This window comes from Blautia sp. AF26-2 (assembly GCF_003460955.1).
Taxonomy (GTDB): Bacteria; Bacillota; Clostridia; order Lachnospirales; family Lachnospiraceae; genus Fusicatenibacter; species Fusicatenibacter saccharivorans.
This window is the reverse complement of sequence record NZ_QTWD01000006.1, coordinates 84,111-101,207: the sequence shown is the minus strand read 5'-3', so window position 1 is coordinate 101,207 and position 17,097 is coordinate 84,111. Positions and strand designations below refer to the sequence as shown.

At 52.1% G+C, this 17,097-nt stretch carries 11 protein-coding genes; 2 read left to right on the top strand and 9 right to left on the bottom strand.

Annotated features, from left to right (window positions below; genetic code table 11):
• Positions 1–7: 7 nt before the first annotated feature.
• A complete protein-coding gene (locus tag DWY63_RS09215; protein WP_117760495.1) occupies positions 8–703 on the bottom strand; it encodes a YigZ family protein in 696 nt (231 codons plus the stop codon).
• A 205-nt stretch (positions 704–908) separates the two neighbouring features.
• Here DWY63_RS09215 and DWY63_RS09210 point away from each other — a divergent pair, with 205 nt between their 5' ends.
• Entirely contained in the window at positions 909–3,506 is a 2,598-nt protein-coding gene (locus tag DWY63_RS09210; RefSeq protein ID WP_117801943.1) for a transglycosylase domain-containing protein, read from the top strand.
• Positions 3,507–3,598: 92 nt separating this feature from the next.
• Here DWY63_RS09210 and DWY63_RS09205 read toward each other — a convergent pair whose 3' ends face one another.
• The 7 genes from DWY63_RS09205 to DWY63_RS09175 form a co-directional block, all read right to left on the bottom strand.
• On the bottom strand, positions 3,599–4,543 hold the full coding sequence (locus DWY63_RS09205) for an ROK family glucokinase (protein ID WP_117509663.1): 945 nt from the start codon (positions 4,541–4,543) through the stop codon (positions 3,599–3,601).
• 4 nt (positions 4,544–4,547) lie between these two features.
• Positions 4,548–5,483: an HPr(Ser) kinase/phosphatase gene (gene hprK / locus DWY63_RS09200; protein WP_022463126.1), complete on the bottom strand. Its 936-nt coding sequence runs from the start codon at positions 5,481–5,483 to the stop codon at positions 4,548–4,550.
• Positions 5,484–5,577: 94 nt separating this feature from the next.
• The gene (uvrC, locus tag DWY63_RS09195) at positions 5,578–7,437 is read right to left on the bottom strand and encodes an excinuclease ABC subunit UvrC (protein WP_117509664.1); all 1,860 of its coding nucleotides are present in this window, start codon (positions 7,435–7,437) and stop codon (positions 5,578–5,580) included.
• 92 nt (positions 7,438–7,529) lie between these two features.
• Positions 7,530–9,431 (bottom strand): ATP-dependent zinc metalloprotease FtsH, encoded by a 1,902-nt coding sequence (gene ftsH / locus DWY63_RS09190; protein WP_055227005.1) that lies wholly within the window; start codon positions 9,429–9,431, stop codon positions 7,530–7,532.
• A 187-nt stretch (positions 9,432–9,618) separates the two neighbouring features.
• Positions 9,619–10,635 carry a UDP-glucose 4-epimerase GalE gene (galE, locus tag DWY63_RS09185; protein WP_022463123.1) on the bottom strand — a complete coding sequence of 339 codons (1,017 nt, stop codon included), beginning with the start codon at positions 10,633–10,635 and terminating at the stop codon, positions 9,619–9,621.
• A 73-nt stretch (positions 10,636–10,708) separates the two neighbouring features.
• Positions 10,709–12,202 (bottom strand): UDP-glucose--hexose-1-phosphate uridylyltransferase, encoded by a 1,494-nt coding sequence (gene galT / locus DWY63_RS09180; protein WP_055219747.1) that lies wholly within the window; start codon positions 12,200–12,202, stop codon positions 10,709–10,711.
• 40 nt (positions 12,203–12,242) lie between these two features.
• Positions 12,243–13,412 carry a galactokinase gene (locus DWY63_RS09175; protein WP_117801942.1) on the bottom strand — a complete coding sequence of 390 codons (1,170 nt, stop codon included), beginning with the start codon at positions 13,410–13,412 and terminating at the stop codon, positions 12,243–12,245.
• A 264-nt stretch (positions 13,413–13,676) separates the two neighbouring features.
• Between DWY63_RS09175 and DWY63_RS09170 the strand changes: the two genes are divergently transcribed.
• Complete coding sequence (locus DWY63_RS09170; protein WP_055219743.1) at positions 13,677–14,570, top strand: AraC family transcriptional regulator; 894 nt, start codon at positions 13,677–13,679, stop codon at positions 14,568–14,570.
• On the opposite strand, the gene DWY63_RS09165 is transcribed toward DWY63_RS09170, so the two are convergent.
• The gene (locus tag DWY63_RS09165; protein ID WP_117801941.1) at positions 14,561–17,053 is read right to left on the bottom strand and encodes an ATP-dependent DNA helicase; all 2,493 of its coding nucleotides are present in this window, start codon (positions 17,051–17,053) and stop codon (positions 14,561–14,563) included. The genes DWY63_RS09170 and DWY63_RS09165 overlap by 10 nt on opposite strands.
• Between the last annotated feature and the right edge of the window lie 44 nt (positions 17,054–17,097).

Sequence of the window (17,097 nt, the reverse complement as noted above, 5' to 3'; positions counted from 1 at the left end):
TCCTCCTTTATCCTAATTCTTCTGCCTCCAGATTCTTATACTGCGTCAGCTCATCCCCGAAGATCAGCTCTCCGTCGTTCTGCGCAAAGTACAGCTCCTCTTCTTTTTCCAGTTTTGCCTTTCCGTTCGTCCCCTCGGTAATCTCCGCGCAGAGACGGTCCACCTCCGTTTTCGGAACGAGAACGCGGATTTTCACCTGATCGGTGTACTCGGATTCCAGAATCGGAATCCCCCGCTGGCCGAGCAGATACTGGATTTTACCGATGCCGTTGTAATCCGTCTCAATCAACAGCCGCACGCCGCAGATCTCGTCAATCAGAACACTGTTTGCCAGCCCCTCCTGCACCGCCTGCGAGTACGCGCGCACCAGGCCGCCCGTTCCCAGCAGCGTACCGCCGAAATACCGCGTCACCACAACAAGCACATTGCGGAGGCCTGCTCCCTGTACCACATCGAGCATCGGCCGCCCTGCCGTGCCGGAAGGCTCCCCGTCATCGCTGCAGCGCACCGTCTCCTGATTTTCTCCAATAATATACACAAAACAGTTATGCCGCGCATCCCAGTATTTTTTCCGCAGAGCTTCCAGGCAGGAAAGTGCCTCCTCCTCAGATTCCACCAGACGCACCGTTGCAATAAAACGTGATTTCTTCTCCACGATTTCCCCGGTTCCACCCCGGTAAACCGTCCGAAACTGATCGATCATATGTCCTTACTCCTTCATCCAAATATGTACCTATCTTACCATATCATTTCTGAAAAATCAGCATTCTTTTCAGAAATACTTTTATTCCAGCCCTTTGTTTGGTATAATAAAAATAAGTATACCCTGCTTTTTGCAGGGCAGGAACACCATTGATTACTGAACTAAATCAGTTTTGCATGAACATGACATAAGGAGGATTTTCTATATGCACTTTGGAAAAAGTCATCTGGAAGACAAACGTGAAGATCTGCGGTCCCATTACGGAAAGATTGAAAAGACGGCCGGCGTGACGGCGCTGCGCATCGCGTTCTGTCTTCTTCTTGTCGTTCTCGTCTGCGGTGCCGGGCTTGTGATCGGCGCTGTCCGCGGCGTGATTGACAGTGCCCCTGATATCTCGGAGGCAAATATCATGCCGCTCGGCAACGCGTCGTTTATCTACGATGCTGACGGCAACCAGGTACAGAAGCTGACCGGGGCTCAGGGAAACCGTGTCTCGATTTCGATTGAGGAGATTCCGCTCGATATGCAGCACGCGATCGTCGCGGTTGAGGATGCCCGTTTTTATGAGCACAACGGCATCGATCCGAGCGGTATCATCCGTGCTTTCGTTGTCGGCGTCAGCCACGGCTTTCATTTTACCGAGGGTGCCAGCACGATCACACAGCAGCTCTTAAAAAACAATGTTTTCACTGACTGGATGGAAGAGACGCGGATGCAGAGCTTCAAGCGGAAGATCCAGGAACAGTACCTGGCGCTGAAGCTGGAAAAAACACTGACTGCAGAGGGTGAAAACGCCAAAGACGTTATTCTGGAAAATTATCTGAATACGATCAACTTAGGTTCCGGCTGCTACGGTGTCCAGACGGCAGCGCAGACGTATTTCGGAAAGGATGCAAAAGATCTGACGCTCTCTGAATGCGCCGTTCTTGCCGCAATTCCAAAGGCGCCGACGGCATATAATCCGAAAAACCACCCGGAGAAAAACCAGCAGCGCCGCGACAAGATCCTGAACAACATGAAAGAGCAGGGCTACATCACCGAAGAAGAATACACCATTGCCATGAACGACAATGTTTACGACCGCATCGCCATGCACACGCAGTCCCAGGCGGAGAGCGCGCCGTACTCCTACTTTATTGATGAAGTCATCACCAACCTGATCAACGATCTGATGGTACAGAAAGGCTACACCGAAGTGCAGGCAAAGAACGTTGTCTACAGCGGCGGCCTCAAAATCTATACCACACAGGATTCCTACATGCAGTCGATTCTCGATACGGAATTCCAGAATCCGGAGAACTTCCCGGCGAACACGCAGATCGGTCTCGACTGGGCGCTCACCGTAGAGCAGGCAGACGGCGAGGTACAGAACTACAGCAAAGAGATGCTGCAGCTCTACTTCCGCAACAGCGATCCGAGTTTCGATCTGCTCTTTGACTCCCAGGAGGAGGCACAGAGCTATATCGACCAGTACAAAGCCGCTATCATGCAGGAAGGCGATACGATTGTTGCCGAGCGCAGCAGCTTCACCCCGCAGCCGCAGGCGTGCATGACCGTTATGGATCAGCGCACCGGTTACGTGAAAGCCATCGTCGGCGGACGCGGCGAAAAAACAGCAAGTCTTACCTTCAACCGCGCAACCGATAATTATTCCCAGCCGGGTTCCACGTTCAAGATTCTTTCCGCGTACGGACCGGCGCTCGACCTTGGAAAGATTACACTCGCTACGGTAATTAAGGATGAGCCGTTCAACTACAGTGACGGCACACCGCTGCAGAACTCGGATCTTACCTACCATGGTGATGTTACCGTCCGCCAGGCGATCATCAATTCCATCAATATCCCGGCCGTCAAGGTACTGACCGAGCTTACGCCGAAGGTCGGCTTTGATTATCTGAAGAAGCTTGGTTTTTCCAAACTCTCCGAGGAATACGATGTGATCCAGCCGCTGGCTCTCGGCGGTATCACCTACGGTGTCAGTGATCTCGAACTGACGGCAGCCTACGCGGCAATCGCAGACGGCGGCCAGTACCGCAAGCCGGTGTTCTACACAAAGGTTACCGACAGCAAGGGAAATGTTTTAATTGACAACACAGAAAACAAGGCAACGCAGGTCTTCAAGGCAAGCACTGCCTCCCTCCTCACCAATGTCATGGAGGATGTTCTGGAAAAAGGTACCGGTGTTGCCGCCCGCCTCGACAATATGCACGCAGCCGGAAAAACCGGTACGACGAATGAGGCCAAGGATCTCGTCTTTGCAGGCTTTACACCATATTATACCGCTGCCATCTGGGCAACGTATGATACACACGCGGAGTTTCCGGAGAGCGACCGTGAATTCCACAAACGTCTCTGGGCAAAGGTCATGAATGAAATCCACGAAGGCCTTGCCGATATGGATTTCGAAACTTCCGCAACAGTACAGGAGGCAACGATCTGTACGAAGACCGGCCTGCTCGCCCGCTCAAGCTGCCCGTCCATCACCGAATACTTTGCGGTATCCGATCTGCCGACCGAGCGTTGCAAGGGCCACTACACCGCGCCGGCCTCAACACCGACGCCGACCAGAACCCCTTCTGCAGCATCAACTCCGCAGGCAACCCCGACACCGACGGAGGCACCGCAGGAAACTCCGGCTCCGCCCGAAACACCTGCCGATCCGCCTTCTAATACACCGGAGACTCCTGACACACCAGAGACTCCTGACACACCGGAGACGCCTGATGCACCGTCAGAACCGGATACCCCGGCGGAGATATCGGAAGTACAGCCGCAGTCCGAAGAGAGCGGCTCTTCCGAATAACTTTTTCAGTCAAGTCTATGCACAAAAAACCGGCCCTCTGGCATATGCCAGCAGGACCGGTTTTTCTATACTTCTTTTTCCATCTGAATCAATTAGTCAATCAGCATTTTTGCTGCGCCGTAGATACCAGCATCGTTTCCAAGGGAAGCGAGTACGATCGGGGTATCTTTGCATGCGATGAATGCTGCTTCACGGTAGTATTTAGCTACGCCGTCGATCAGGATCTGGCCTGCTTTGGATACACCGCCGCCGACTACGATAACTTCCGGGTCAACAACGCATGCGAATACTGCAAGTGCTCTTCCGAGGTACTCGGAGAACTCCTGAACGATTGCTTCTGCTGCTGCATCGCCTTCTTTTAATGCATCAAAGACAGCTTTTGCACTGATGGACTCTCCTCTTTCTCTTAAAGAAGACGGAGTATCATGGGATGCCAGATATTTCTTTGCCAGACGAACGATACCGGTTGCAGATGTCATCTGCTCGAGGCATCCGTGGTTTCCGCAGTTGCAGACCGCTTCTTCTTCCGGCTCAACACATGCATGACCAACCTCGCCGCCTGCGCCGTGAGCACCTGCTACGATCTTGCCGTCCACGATGATTCCGCCGCCGACACCGGTTCCAAGGGTAACCATAACCAGGTTCTTGCTTCCCTTTCCGCCGCCTGCCCACATCTCACCGAGAGCTGCTGCGTTTGCGTCGTTTGCTGCTTTTACTGCCATTCCGCCGAGTTCGTCGGAAAGCTCTTTTACGATATTTTTATATCCCCAGTTCAGGTTGACTGCGATGGAAAGCTCACCTTTGTCATTAACCGGGCCAGGTACGTCAATGCCGACACCGGCAACATCATCTGCCGCGATACCCTTCTCAGCCATTTTTGCTTTTACGCTTTTTGCGATATCCGGCAGAATTTCGCTTCCGCCGTTTTCGGTGCGGGTCGGGATTTCCCATTTTTCCAACAGAGTTCCGTCTGTCTGGAACAGTCCGCATTTCACTGAAGTACCCCCAACATCGATTCCAAATACATAGTTTGCCATTTTCTTACTTCTCCTCTCTTTTTTTCACTAAGTTAGCCTGTACACGGCGGTACAGCTCCTGTGCGGCATTGTAGCCCATCTTCTTCTGTCTGTGGTTGACAGCAGCGGTTTCTACGATGATCGCCAGGTTACGGCCCGGACGGATCGGAAGGGAATGGCAGACAACCTTGTTTCCAAGGAACTCAATATACTCTTCTTCCAGGCCCAGACGGTCGTATTCTTTCTCTTTGTCCCACTCCTCGAGCTTGATGACAAGATCGATGGACTGGGTATCTTTTACGCTCTCGACACCAAACAGTGTCTTGACGTCGATGATACCGATACCGCGCAGCTCGATAAAGTGACGCGTGATATCCGGTGCCGTTCCGACCAGCGTAATGTCGCTGACACGGCTGATTTCAACCACATCATCACTGACGAGACGATGGCCTCGTTTGATCAGCTCCAGTGCAGCCTCGCTCTTTCCGATTCCGCTCTCGCCCATGATCAGAACGCCCTCGCCGAATACATCGACCAGCACGCCGTGGATGGAGATCATCGGGGCAAGCTGGACATTCAGCCAGCGGATGATTTCAGCCATGAAAACGGAAGTCGATTTGTCTACCGCAAAGGCCGGTACCTGATAACGATTGCACAGCTCCAGAATTTCCGGTCCCGGAATCATCTTCGTGGTGAAAATGACACATGGGATCTTGCGGCTTACAAACTCTTCAAACGCGCGAACGCGCTCGCTCTCTTCAAGATGCTGCAGATACGTGAACTCTACATAACCGATGATCTGCACACGCTCATTGGCAAAATGCTCATAGTAACCGGTCAGCTGCAGTGCAGGACGGTTGATATCCGGTGTGGCAATGACAAGATCTGTCATATCAACCTCTGGTGTCAGGTTGCGGAGATCCATTTCCTCCACCATTTTGGTCATTTCAATTTCTTTCATTTTCCTGTCCTCCGACTTCATTCGACGTCTTTTTAAATCCGTCTCTTCTATGATTTTAGCACAATAAAGCATCACGGGCAACCTAGAAATTTAACTATTTTGACGAATCCTCATTTTCCTCCTGTGCAGGTGCGTGAAAGAATGTGTAAACCTGCTCCGCCGCCTTTTTATTCATGCCCGGAAGTCCGGAAAGTTCTTCCACGGTTGCCGCCTTGATATCATCAATTCCCTGAAAGTGGCGCATCAGTTCTTTCCTTCTTGTCGGCCCGATGCCCGGGATGTCGTCGAGAATCGAGTGGACCTGGCCCTTGCTCCGCAGCAGGCGGTGGTATTCGATTGCAAAGCGGTGCGCCTCGTCCTGCACGCGTGTGATCAGTTTGAAGCCCTCGCTGTTCCGGTCGATCGGGATTTCCACGTTTCGGAAATACAGACCCCTCGTGCGGTGCTTGTCGTCCTTTACCATACCGCAGACCGGAATCGCAAGATCCATTTCTTCAAGCACCTCAAGCGCAATGTTAACCTGGCCGCGTCCGCCGTCCATCATGATCAGGTCCGGCAGCCGCTCGAAACCGCTGTCCTCCTGGATGCCGCGCAGAAAACGGCGGCTTAAGACCTCTTTCATACTGGCGTAATCGTTCGGTCCCTCGACGGATTTGATCTTGAATTTTCGGTAATCGGCGCGCTTTGGCTTTCCTTTCTCGTAGACGATCATCGAGCCGACCGACTGGAAACCGCTGATATTGGAGATATCGTACGCCTCGATGCGGTCGATCGACGGCAGGTTCAGCCATCTGGCGATCTCTTTTACGGCACCGACCGTCCGACCCTCTTCCCGCTTGATCCGCTCGCGGTCCTGGTCGAGAACGATCTGTGCGTTCCGCTCTGCCAGTTCCACCATTTTTTCCTTGCTGCCCTTTTTCGGCACGCGGATGCGGACCTTCTGGCCCCGTTTGCTGCTTAAATACTCTTCCATCAGCTCCTGCTCGGCAATCTCCTCGGAAATCATGATTTCCCGCGGGATGAACGGCGTGCCGGAATAGAACTGTTTCATAAATGTGAGCAGCACCTCGCTTTTCTGCTCCTCCTCGCCGATCCGCAGATAATAATGCTCCCGCCCGATCAGCTTTCCGTTCCGGATAAAGAAGACCTGCGCCACCGCATCCTCTTTGTCCATCGCAAGCGCAATGACATCCTTGTCCTCGCCGTCACTGTTCGTAATCTTCTGCCGCTCGCCGATCCTGCGCACGCTGTCGATCAGATCACGGTACTCCGCCGCCTGCTCGAACCGCATCTCCTCAGCCGCCTCCGTCATTTTTCCAGTCAGCTCTTTGATCATGTCATTGTAATTTCCATTCAGAAAACTGATCGCCTTTTTGATCTGCTCGCCGTACTCTTCTTTGGAAATGTATCCCTGGCACGGTGCCTTACACTGGTGGATGTGATAGTAAAGACACGGGCGGTCCTTGCCGATCTCCTTTGGCAGGCTCTTATTGCAGGAACGGATATCGTACAGCTTCCGCAACAGTTCGATCGTATCTTTCACAGCTCCGGCGCTCGTGTACGGGCCGAAATATTTCGCCTTGTCCTTCTTCATCTGATGGGAAAACAGAATGCGTGGAAAATCCTCGTTCACGGTCACCTTAATGTACGGGTACGCCTTGTCATCTTTCAGCATCGTATTGTATTTCGGACGGTGCTCTTTGATAAGGTTGCACTCCAGCACGAGCGCCTCCAGTTCGGAATCCGTCACAATATACTCAAAACGGGCGATATGCGTGACCATCCGCTCAATCTTCGGCCCTTTGTTGCGGCTCGTCTGGAAATACTGGCGGACACGGTTTTTCAGCGAAATCGCCTTTCCTACGTAGATAATTGTATCGTCCGCGTCGTGCATCAGATAGACGCCGGGTTTCCCCGGCAGTTTTTTCAGTTCTTCCTGGATATCAAACGCCATATGACCCTCCTCTTTTTGGGACTGTAATGTTGAAAATGCCCAGCGTGCAGAGATCGTTTTCTCTGCTCCCGCCGGGCCTTTTTGCTTTCTTTTTATATTTCTGGATTTTCAACCGCTTCTTCCGCGTTTCCATTCCGTTTTGCAATCACCTGATGAAAAATCTCCATAAATTCTTTTCCGGTGATCGTCTCTTTCTGGATCAGGTAAGCTGCGATTTCATCCATCGCATCGCGGTTAGCTGCCAGAAGTTCTTTTGCCTGCTCATACGACTCTTTCAAGATCTTCATGACCTCGTGGTCGATTTCGGTTGCTGTGGCATCGCCGCAGTTTAAGACCATTCTTCCGTCGAGGTACTGATTCTGCTGGGTCGCAAGACCGATCAGACCGAATTTCTCCGACATACCGTACTGCGTGATCATCGCGCGGACAATCTTCGTCGCTTTCTCGATATCATTCGAAGCTCCCGTTGTCACATTGCCGAATACGATCTCCTCTGCCGCTCTTCCACCGAGGCACTCGACGATCATCGCCTCGAGTTCGCTCTTCGTGTTGAGGTATTTCTCCTCCTCCGGCACCTGCATGACGTAGCCGAGCGCACCCATCGTACGCGGCACAATCGTGATTTTCTGTACCGGCTCGGAATCCTTCTGCAGTGCAGTAACAAGTGCGTGGCCTACCTCGTGGTAGGAAACGATCTTTCGCTCTTCCTGGCTTAAGATGCGGTCCTTCTTCTCTTTTCCGACGAGGACAACCTCGACTGCCTCGAGAAGATCCTTCTGGGAAACGGCTTTTCTTCCGTTCTTGACCGCAAGAATCGCTGCCTCGTTGATCATATTTGCAAGATCAGAACCAACGGCTCCCGATGTCGCAAGTGCGATGCCGTCGAGATCAACCGTCTCATCGAGCGATACGTTCTTGGCGTGTACTTTCAGGATTTCCACACGGCCTTTCAGGTCCGGTCTTTCTACGATAATCCGGCGGTCAAAACGGCCTGGACGCAGCAGCGCCGGGTCAAGAACCTCCGGGCGGTTTGTGGCCGCAAGGATCAGAATACCCTTGGAGCTGTCGAATCCGTCCATCTCGGCGAGGAGCTGGTTTAACGTCTGCTCCCGCTCGTCGTTGCTGTTGTAGCTGTTGTCACGGCTCTTTCCGATCGCATCGATCTCATCGATAAAGATGATGCACGGTGCGTTTTTCTTTGCTTCCTCAAACAGGTCACGCACACGCGATGCACCGACACCGACGAACATCTCGACAAATTCCGAAGCGGACATCGAGAAAAACGGTACGTGCGCCTCACCGGCTACGGCTTTGGCAAGCAGTGTTTTTCCGGTTCCAGGAGGGCCTACAAGAAGCGCTCCTTTCGGAAGTTTTGCACCGATTGTCGTGTATTTTCCAGGGTTATGCAGGAAATCCACAACCTCCTGGAGCGATTCTTTTGCCTCGTCCTGTCCCGCAACATCGCGGAATGTCACGCCGGTTTCTTTCTGTACGTAGGCCTTTGCTCTGCTCTTTCCTACGCCCATGACTCCGCCGCCTTTGTTCATGCTGCGCATCACCCATACCATGACAGCGACAAGCATCACAACCGGCAGAATGACGGTCAGCAATGTGTAAATGATCGTTCCGGTAGAATCCGGCGGATCTTTGTGGTACGTAATGCCTTTCTCCTGTAACAGATCGACCAGCTCCTGCTCATCTCCCATCATCGTTACCTGATAGGTGATTCCCTCCGATTTCTGGTCTTTCGGCGTTACGGTCAGTGTTCCCGATTTCAAGACAACTTCCTGCACTCCATCGTTGTTTACCATGTCCAGGAATTTGCTATAGTCAAGATCCTCGGAAGTAATTCCCCCAAGGGCATTGTTCAGAAGTCCCATCACCATCAGGCTGACGAGGAGGCAGATCAGGATAATGAGTATCGTCTGTCTGTTTTTCGGTCCTCCCCCGGAGCCTTTTTCTGGTTCCCGGTTCTGATTTTTTCTATCGTCCATGCTTTTCCTCCTTGTATGTCAAACCGCCCCTCTTTTTTTACGGACACTTTAACTCTTACATTATATCGGATTCCCTCTTAATTAGCAAGCCGGACTTTGTGAAAAAAGACTGAATTTATCTATACAAAAACGGCCCGCCGACACTCTTTCAAGTATCGGCGGACCGCCAGATAACACTCACATTACATTAGTCGTTATATCCGTTCGGATTCTTCTGCTGCCAGTTCCAGGAATCGGCACACATCTCCTCGATGCCGTACTCAGCCTCCCAGCCAAGCTCCTCTTTTGCTTTGTCGCATTTGGAGTAGCAGGTTGCGATATCACCGTCACGGCGCGGTTTGATTTCGTATTTCAGCGGATGGCCGCATGCTTTCTCAAATGCGTGGATCACATCGAGTACGCTGTAGCCTTTGCCGGTTCCGAGGTTGTAAATGGAAACGCCCTCGTTGTCAGCCAGTTTCTGGATGGCTTTTACATGGCCGCGTGCCAGGTCAACAACATGGATGTAATCGCGGACACCAGTTCCGTCCGGAGTATCGTAGTCATCACCGAAAACGCCGATGCACTCGAGTTTTCCGATGGCAACCTGTGCGACATACGGAAGCAGGTTGTTCGGGATGCCCTTCGGATCCTCTCCGATAAGGCCGCTCTTATGCGCTCCGATCGGGTTGAAGTAACGAAGCAGGATAACATTCCATTCCGGATCTGCGGTGTGGATGTCGGTCAGAACCTGCTCGAGCATACTTTTTGTCCAGCCGTATGGGTTGGTCGGGGTTCCCTTCGGGCACTCCTCGGTGATCGGAATCTGTGCCGGATTGCCGTATACGGTTGCAGAAGAACTGAAGATGATGTTCTTTACGCCATGGTTTCTCATCTCATCGCAGAGAATCAGGGTTCCGGTCATGTTGTTGTGATAATATTCAATCGGTTTATGTACGGACTCGCCGACTGCTTTTAAGCCTGCGAAATGGATGACAGCGTCAATTTTCTCGTTGTCGAAAATTTTCTTTACGCCTTCGCGGTCCAGCATATCGGTTTTGTAGAAGGTTACTTTCTTTCCGGTAATCTGTTCTACACGCTCGATGGCTTTCTCGCTTGCATTGTAAAGGTTGTCCATGACAACAACGTCATAGCCTGCGTTCAGCAGTTCCACACAGGTGTGGCTTCCAATATAGCCTGCACCGCCAGTAACTAAGATTTTCATTTTGGTATCCTCCATGTTTTCCTTCGCTGCTGCTTTTTTGCCGCAGCGGGTTAATTGAAGCATTTAGTTTATTCTACAACGTTTCCATGAATTTTGCAAATGCACTTCTGCCTTCCTCGGTGCACTTGTAAACGCCGGCATCCTCGAGTACGCCGACAAAGACTTTTCCGACTTCCTCTTTCAGGATATCCATCACATTTTCGCTGTTCAGCTCCGGATGGCGCGGCAGGAATTCGTCTACCCAGTCGGCATGTTTCTCCAGCTCTGCGACAGCGCGGACATCTTTTCCCTCTACAAGGCATTTGGAAAGCTCTTCCAGCTCATCTTTTAAGCGCGCCGGCAGAATCGCAAGTCCCATAACCTCAATAAGGCCGATGTTCTCTTTTTTGATGTGATGATACTGTGCATGCGGATGGTAAACACCGAGCGGGCATTCGTCCGTCGTGATGTTGTTGCGCAGTGCCAGATCGAGTTCGAACGTATCGCCCACTTTTCTTGCGATCGGTGTGATCGTGTTGTGCGGCTCTCCGTCAGTCTCGGCGAATACAAACGCATCCTCATCCGTGTAACCTCTCCAGCAGTTCAGGATATGCTCTGCCAGATCGATCAGCCGTTTCTCATCTTTGTGGCGGATCCGGATGACGGACAGCGGCCATTTGACGATGCCGGTTTCCACATCCTCGTATCCTTTGATGGTAAAATGGCGCTCGATCGGCGCTTTCGCCATTGCGAAGGTATAGTGACCGCCCTGATAATGATCGTGGCTTAAAATGGAGCCTCCCACGATCGGCAGATCCGCATTAGAACCGATGAAGTAGTGCGGAAACAGCTTGATAAAGTCAAACAGCTTCACAAAGGTCGCGCGCTCGATCTTCATCGGGTTATGCTGGAAATTGAACACGATGCAGTGCTCATTGTAATACACATATGGCGAGTACTGGAATCCCCACTCCGTCTGATTGATCGTCAGCGGAATGATGCGGTGGTTCTGGCGCGCCGGGTGGTTGACGCGTCCCGCATAGCCCACATTCTCCTTGCAGAGCAGGCATTTCGGATAACCGCTCTGTTTTGCCAGTTTTGCAGCCGCGATCGCCTTCGGGTCCTTCTCCGGTTTGGAGAGGTTGATCGAGATATCGATATCGCCGTAGGCACTCGGTACGCTCCAGCGGATATCCTTTGCGATGCGGTATCTGCGGATGTAGTTGGAATCCTGGCTCAGTTTGTAGAAGTAATCGGTTGCCTCCTGCGGGCTCTTCGCATAGAGTTCCTCAAACTTCTTTACCACCTCTCCCGGGCGCGGCATCAGGCAGTCCATCAGTTTCGTATCGAACAGATCGCGGTAAACGACGCTGTTGTGTTCGAGAAGACCGCGCTTAGCTGCATCATCAAGCAGTTCATTTAAAGTCTCTTCCAGATCCGGGGTCTCCGGAATCTGCTCCGGCTCTTCGTAATCGGAAATCTGCATGACTTCCAGAATCCGGTTTGTCGCATAGATTTTATCCAGTCCCGAAACAAGACCGGCATTTTCTCCATATTTTACCAGTTTTGCAATACTCTCGTTAATCACTGTAGCTTCCTCCCTGCTGCCGATCCAGCTTTTTTATTTCTTATTTTAATACGCCTGCGCCGTCTCCGATGTCTACGACATAGAAGTCTGCGGCATAGCCGATTTTTTCTTTGTAAGCTGCGCCTACTTTTGCGATGAAGTTGTCAATATCTTCTGTTTTTACGATGCTGACGGTGCATCCGCCGAAGCCTGCGCCTGTCATACGGGATCCGATGACACCCGGGCAGTTCCATGCTTCTTCCACAAGAGTATCCAGCTCGATGCCGGTTACCTCATAGTCATCACGCAGGGAAACGTGGGATGCGTTCATCAGCTCGCCGAATTTTGCGATGTCGTTTGCCTTTAAAGCTGCAACGGCCTGAACGGTTCTCTGGTTCTCGTAAACAGCATGTTTTGCACGTTTCTGGCGGACCGGATCTTTGATGGCATCTTTCACTGCCTCAAACTCTTCCTCGGTCAGCTCGCCAAGGCTCTTGATGTCTTTGACTTTCTGAATCTCAGCCAGAGCAGTCTCGCACTCGCTGCGGCGCTCGTTGTATTTGGAGTCGCCAAGGCCGCGTTTCTTGTTGCTGCAGGAGATGACAATTCTTGCGCCTTCCAGTTTAACCGGTGCGTACTCATATTTCAGATCGCTGGTGTCAAGAAAGATCGCACAGTCCTTTTTGCCCATGGCGATGGCGAACTGATCCATGATACCGCAGTTGACGCCGTTGTAGTTGTTCTCGGAGAACTGACCGTACAGAGCGATGTCGATCATGGAGATGGTGTCGTAGCCGAACATGTCACGCAGCATTACGCCGGTTACGGTCTCAACGGATGCGGAAGAGGAAAGGCCGGAGCCGTTCGGAATGTTTCCGTAGAGCACGATATCGAAGCCCTGCTCTACCGGGAAGCCCTTCTGGCAAAATGCCCACATCATTCCCTTCGGATATGCGGTCCAGTTGCCTTCTTTTCCCATCAGGAATTCATCGAGAGAAGATTCTACCACGCCGAGTTTTTCAAAGTTCATAGAGTAAAAACGAAGCTTTCTGTCGTCACGTTTTCTTGCTGCCATGTAGGTTCCGATGGTCAGTGCGCATGGAAATACGTGGCCTCCGTTGTAATCGGTGTGCTCACCGATCAGGTTCACACGTCCAGGTGCGAAGTAGGTGCGGATGTCGCCCTCTCCCCCTAACAGTTTTGCAAAACAATCCAGTACCTGCTGTTTCATTTTGTTGTCTCCTTTTCTTTTTGGTGTGTTGTTTTCATGGTTTCGTTTTGTGTGTTGTGTGTGTATTGTGTGTTTGTGTGTTTTTTCTTATCTTCTTAAGTATCATTATAGTGAGCCGTACGCCCATCTGCAACAACAATATTGGGGCAAACGATAATTATATTGAGGTGATCTTCGATTTTTTCTTGTTTTTTTTCCCTTTTTGCCGCATACTTTACTTATCGTATGATTTTTAATGGATTTTATGGATTGGAGGTACGTTTCATGCAGATCCGCATGGATAAAGAAAACCGTGAGCTGAAGGCCCACGGCAGCTATGAATTTCCTGTCAACATCAGTTACGAACAGCTCTCCCGCTACGAGCGCGGCTCCTTTTCCTGGCACTGGCACCCGGAAATTGAGCTGACGTTTGTCCTCTCGGGACAGATCGGATATCAGGTCAACGGCAAATCGTATGTCTTAAAAGAAGGGGACGGCATTTTCTGCAACACGAATGCGCTTCACAGCGGCCACATGATCGACGGGATGGACTGCGTCTATATTTCAACCACGTTCGCCCCGCGCTTTCTCTATGGTTTTTCAAACAGTGTGATCCAGACGCGCTACGTCGAACCGGTGCTGACGGATATGCAGCTCGCCTCCATCGTCTTTTCGCCGGAGATCGACTGGCAGAACCAGGTACTTGCCTGTATGCACCGCATCTACGACCTCTCGCTTTCACAGCCGTCCGCGTTTGAGATGGAAATCCAGGAGCTTCTGCTGTCGATCTGGATTGAGATTTACCGCCACGCATCGTTTTCCGGTGAATCCCAGAACACGGCGGCAGCGCGTGATGTTGAGCGGCTCCGCATTCTGCTCGACTACATCCACCGCCATTATATGGAGCATCTGACGCTCGAGGATCTCGCCGCACAGATCCACATCTGCCGCAGTGAATGCTGCCGTTTTTTCAAGAAATGCATGAACGAATCCCTGTTTGACTATCTTCTCGATTACCGTATTGAAAAAAGCCTGCCGCTCCTTCTCGAGCGCCAGGCCAGTATCACTTCCGTAGCGGAACAGACCGGATTTTCCAGTCCTGCCTATTTTTCTAAAATTTTCCGGCAGCAGATGGGCTGCTCACCGAGCGAATACCGGAACCGCGCGGATCACACGTAACGTTCAGCGCTGCACCGAGATTTCATTTCCTGCTGCCCGGCTTTTGATCCGCTCTCACAATCCACCCTCTCCCAAAACGAATGGATTACCTCCGGGAGGCTGCTGCGCTGCACAATCCGGCAGTCCTCCCATTCTCTTGGGAACAGCTCGCGGTACTCCCGGTTTCGGAACCGCTCGTCGAGCAACAGAATCACACCCGTGTCCTCCGTCGTACGGATCACGCGCCCTGCCGCCTGCAATACTTTATTCATGCCGGGATAGCGGTACGCGTAGTCGAAACCGTTCTCTCCGCTGCGGTCAAAATATTGCTTTAAAAGTTCTCTCTCCGGCCCCACCTGCGGGATTCCGGCTCCCACAACGGCCGCGCCGATCAGCTTTTCCCCGTCCAGATCAATTCCCTCCGAGAAAATGCCTCCCATGATACAGAATCCCACCAGCGTTTTCTCGTTGTCTTTCGCAAACGCTTCCAGAAACGCTTCTCTCTCCTGCTCCCGCATCGCCGACTCCTGGATCAGGCAGGTCACGTTTTCATCTGCATACAGTTCCTCATAGACCGCATAGACATCCTGCATCAGGCGGTATGACGGGAAGAACGCCATATAGTTGCCCTTCCGGCTCTGGATCATCTCGTTCAGATAGGCGGCGATCTTCTCAAACTCTGCGCGGTTTCTCCGCTGATACTTCGTGCTGACCTCGCTTCCGATCGCCAGACACCGCTTCGTGGGATCAAACGGGGACTCCACGTAAATCGCGTAATCGTCCGTATTCGTGCTGAACATCTTCTTATAATACTGCACCGGCAGCAGCGTCGCGGAAAAGAAGACGGCCGACCGCCCCTGGTTGATACACTGCTGCAGATTCTCCGCCGGGTTGACGCAGAACAGGCGCAGTGCAAAATCGCCGTTATCGAGATAACTCGTGTAGATCAGATAATTTTCATCCACTAAATTGTAAATCTCGGAAAAATTTCGCAAGTTAAAGTAAAATTCCAGAACCTGCTTCCGGATTTCGCTTGTCTTATGCGCTTCCAGCCAGCCCGCCAGTTCTTCCAGCAGCTGATTGACCATCATAAGAAACGTCGATACGCTTTCCAGCTCCGTGCAGGAATCGCACTCTCTTTTGTAGACGAGCATCTGGTGATTGCAGCGATTCAGCGCCTTCTCGAGCTTTTTGCCCGGTGCATACGGGCGGAGGAGCTGGCGGACCTTTAAAATCTCCTCTTTGACGAGCGTGGCACTGAACATATCGCGGCCCCGCTCGACCAGGTTGTGCGCCTCGTCGATCAGAAAGATGTAGTCACCCTTCGTTCCTTCTGCGAAAAAGCGTTTTAATTTCGAGGTCGGATCAAACGCATAGTTGTAATCGCAGATCACGCCGTCCACCCACGAAGCCACATCAAACTGGAACTCGTGCGGGCAGACGTTCCATTTTTCCGCCTGGCGCAGGACTTCCTCTCTTGTGTAGGAATCGCATTCCGTCAGCATCTCGTACACCGCCGCGTTGATCCGGTCAAAATGACCTTTCGCGCGCGGGCAGTGGATCGGATCGCATTCGGGCTCATCGAGGATGCACATTTTTTCTTTTGCGGTCAGCGTGATTGCTTTGAACTGCAGTCCCTTCTCTTTTAGAATGGAGACCGCCTCCTCTGCCACGGTACGGGTGATGGTTTTCGCAGTCAGATAAAAAAGACGGTCGCCGCAGCCCTCTCCGATCGCGCGGATGGCCGGAAAGACCGTGGACATTGTTTTTCCGATGCCGGTCGGCGCCTGGACGAAGAGTTCTTTTTTCCGCAGAATGGTACGGTAGACGCCGCTCACCAGTTCCCGCTGGCCTTTCCGGTACGGGAAGGGGAATTCGAGGTGCTGCATTGAGGCATCTCGCGCTTTCTGCCACTGGTACTGGAATTCCGCCCAGATAAACCAGGCGTCGAGTAGCTCATCGAACCACTGCTCCAGTTCCGGGAGCTTGTACGTCTGCAGAAAATGGCGGATGCGCCAGTTAGAGTGCTCCGGCTTTACCTCTTCTTTGGTGAGCGGGCGCAGAAGGCCTTCCTCCTCGGAGGAGAGCAGGGTGTACGTCATCAGCACGCCCATCTCCTCTTTGCGGTTCTGAAGGCCGTAGATGTAAGCGTAGCACTTCGCCTGTGCCAGATGTACCGGAACCGGCTCTTCCATCGTTTCGAGGTCACGGTACGTTCCCTTGATCTCCTCGATCACGGTCGTGGTTCCGTCCTCGTACATGCCGTCTGCTCTTCCCTCGACGCGCAGGATGAAATGCTCATATTCTTTTTCGTGAACCAGCGGAACCTCCGCACGGTAATCGGCGCCCCGTTTTTTCTGAATCTGCTGATGCACCCGCGTTCCCGCCTGCATGGCATCCCGCTCGCCAAAACCGCCCGACGAGTTGTCCAGATCCCCGCTGCGCAGAATAAACTCCACCAGATTCCGCACGGAAATCCGGATCTCTTTCTTCTTCTCTTCCACTAGCCCGCTCCTTTTCTAACCAGACTATTCAGAGCCCCATCTCG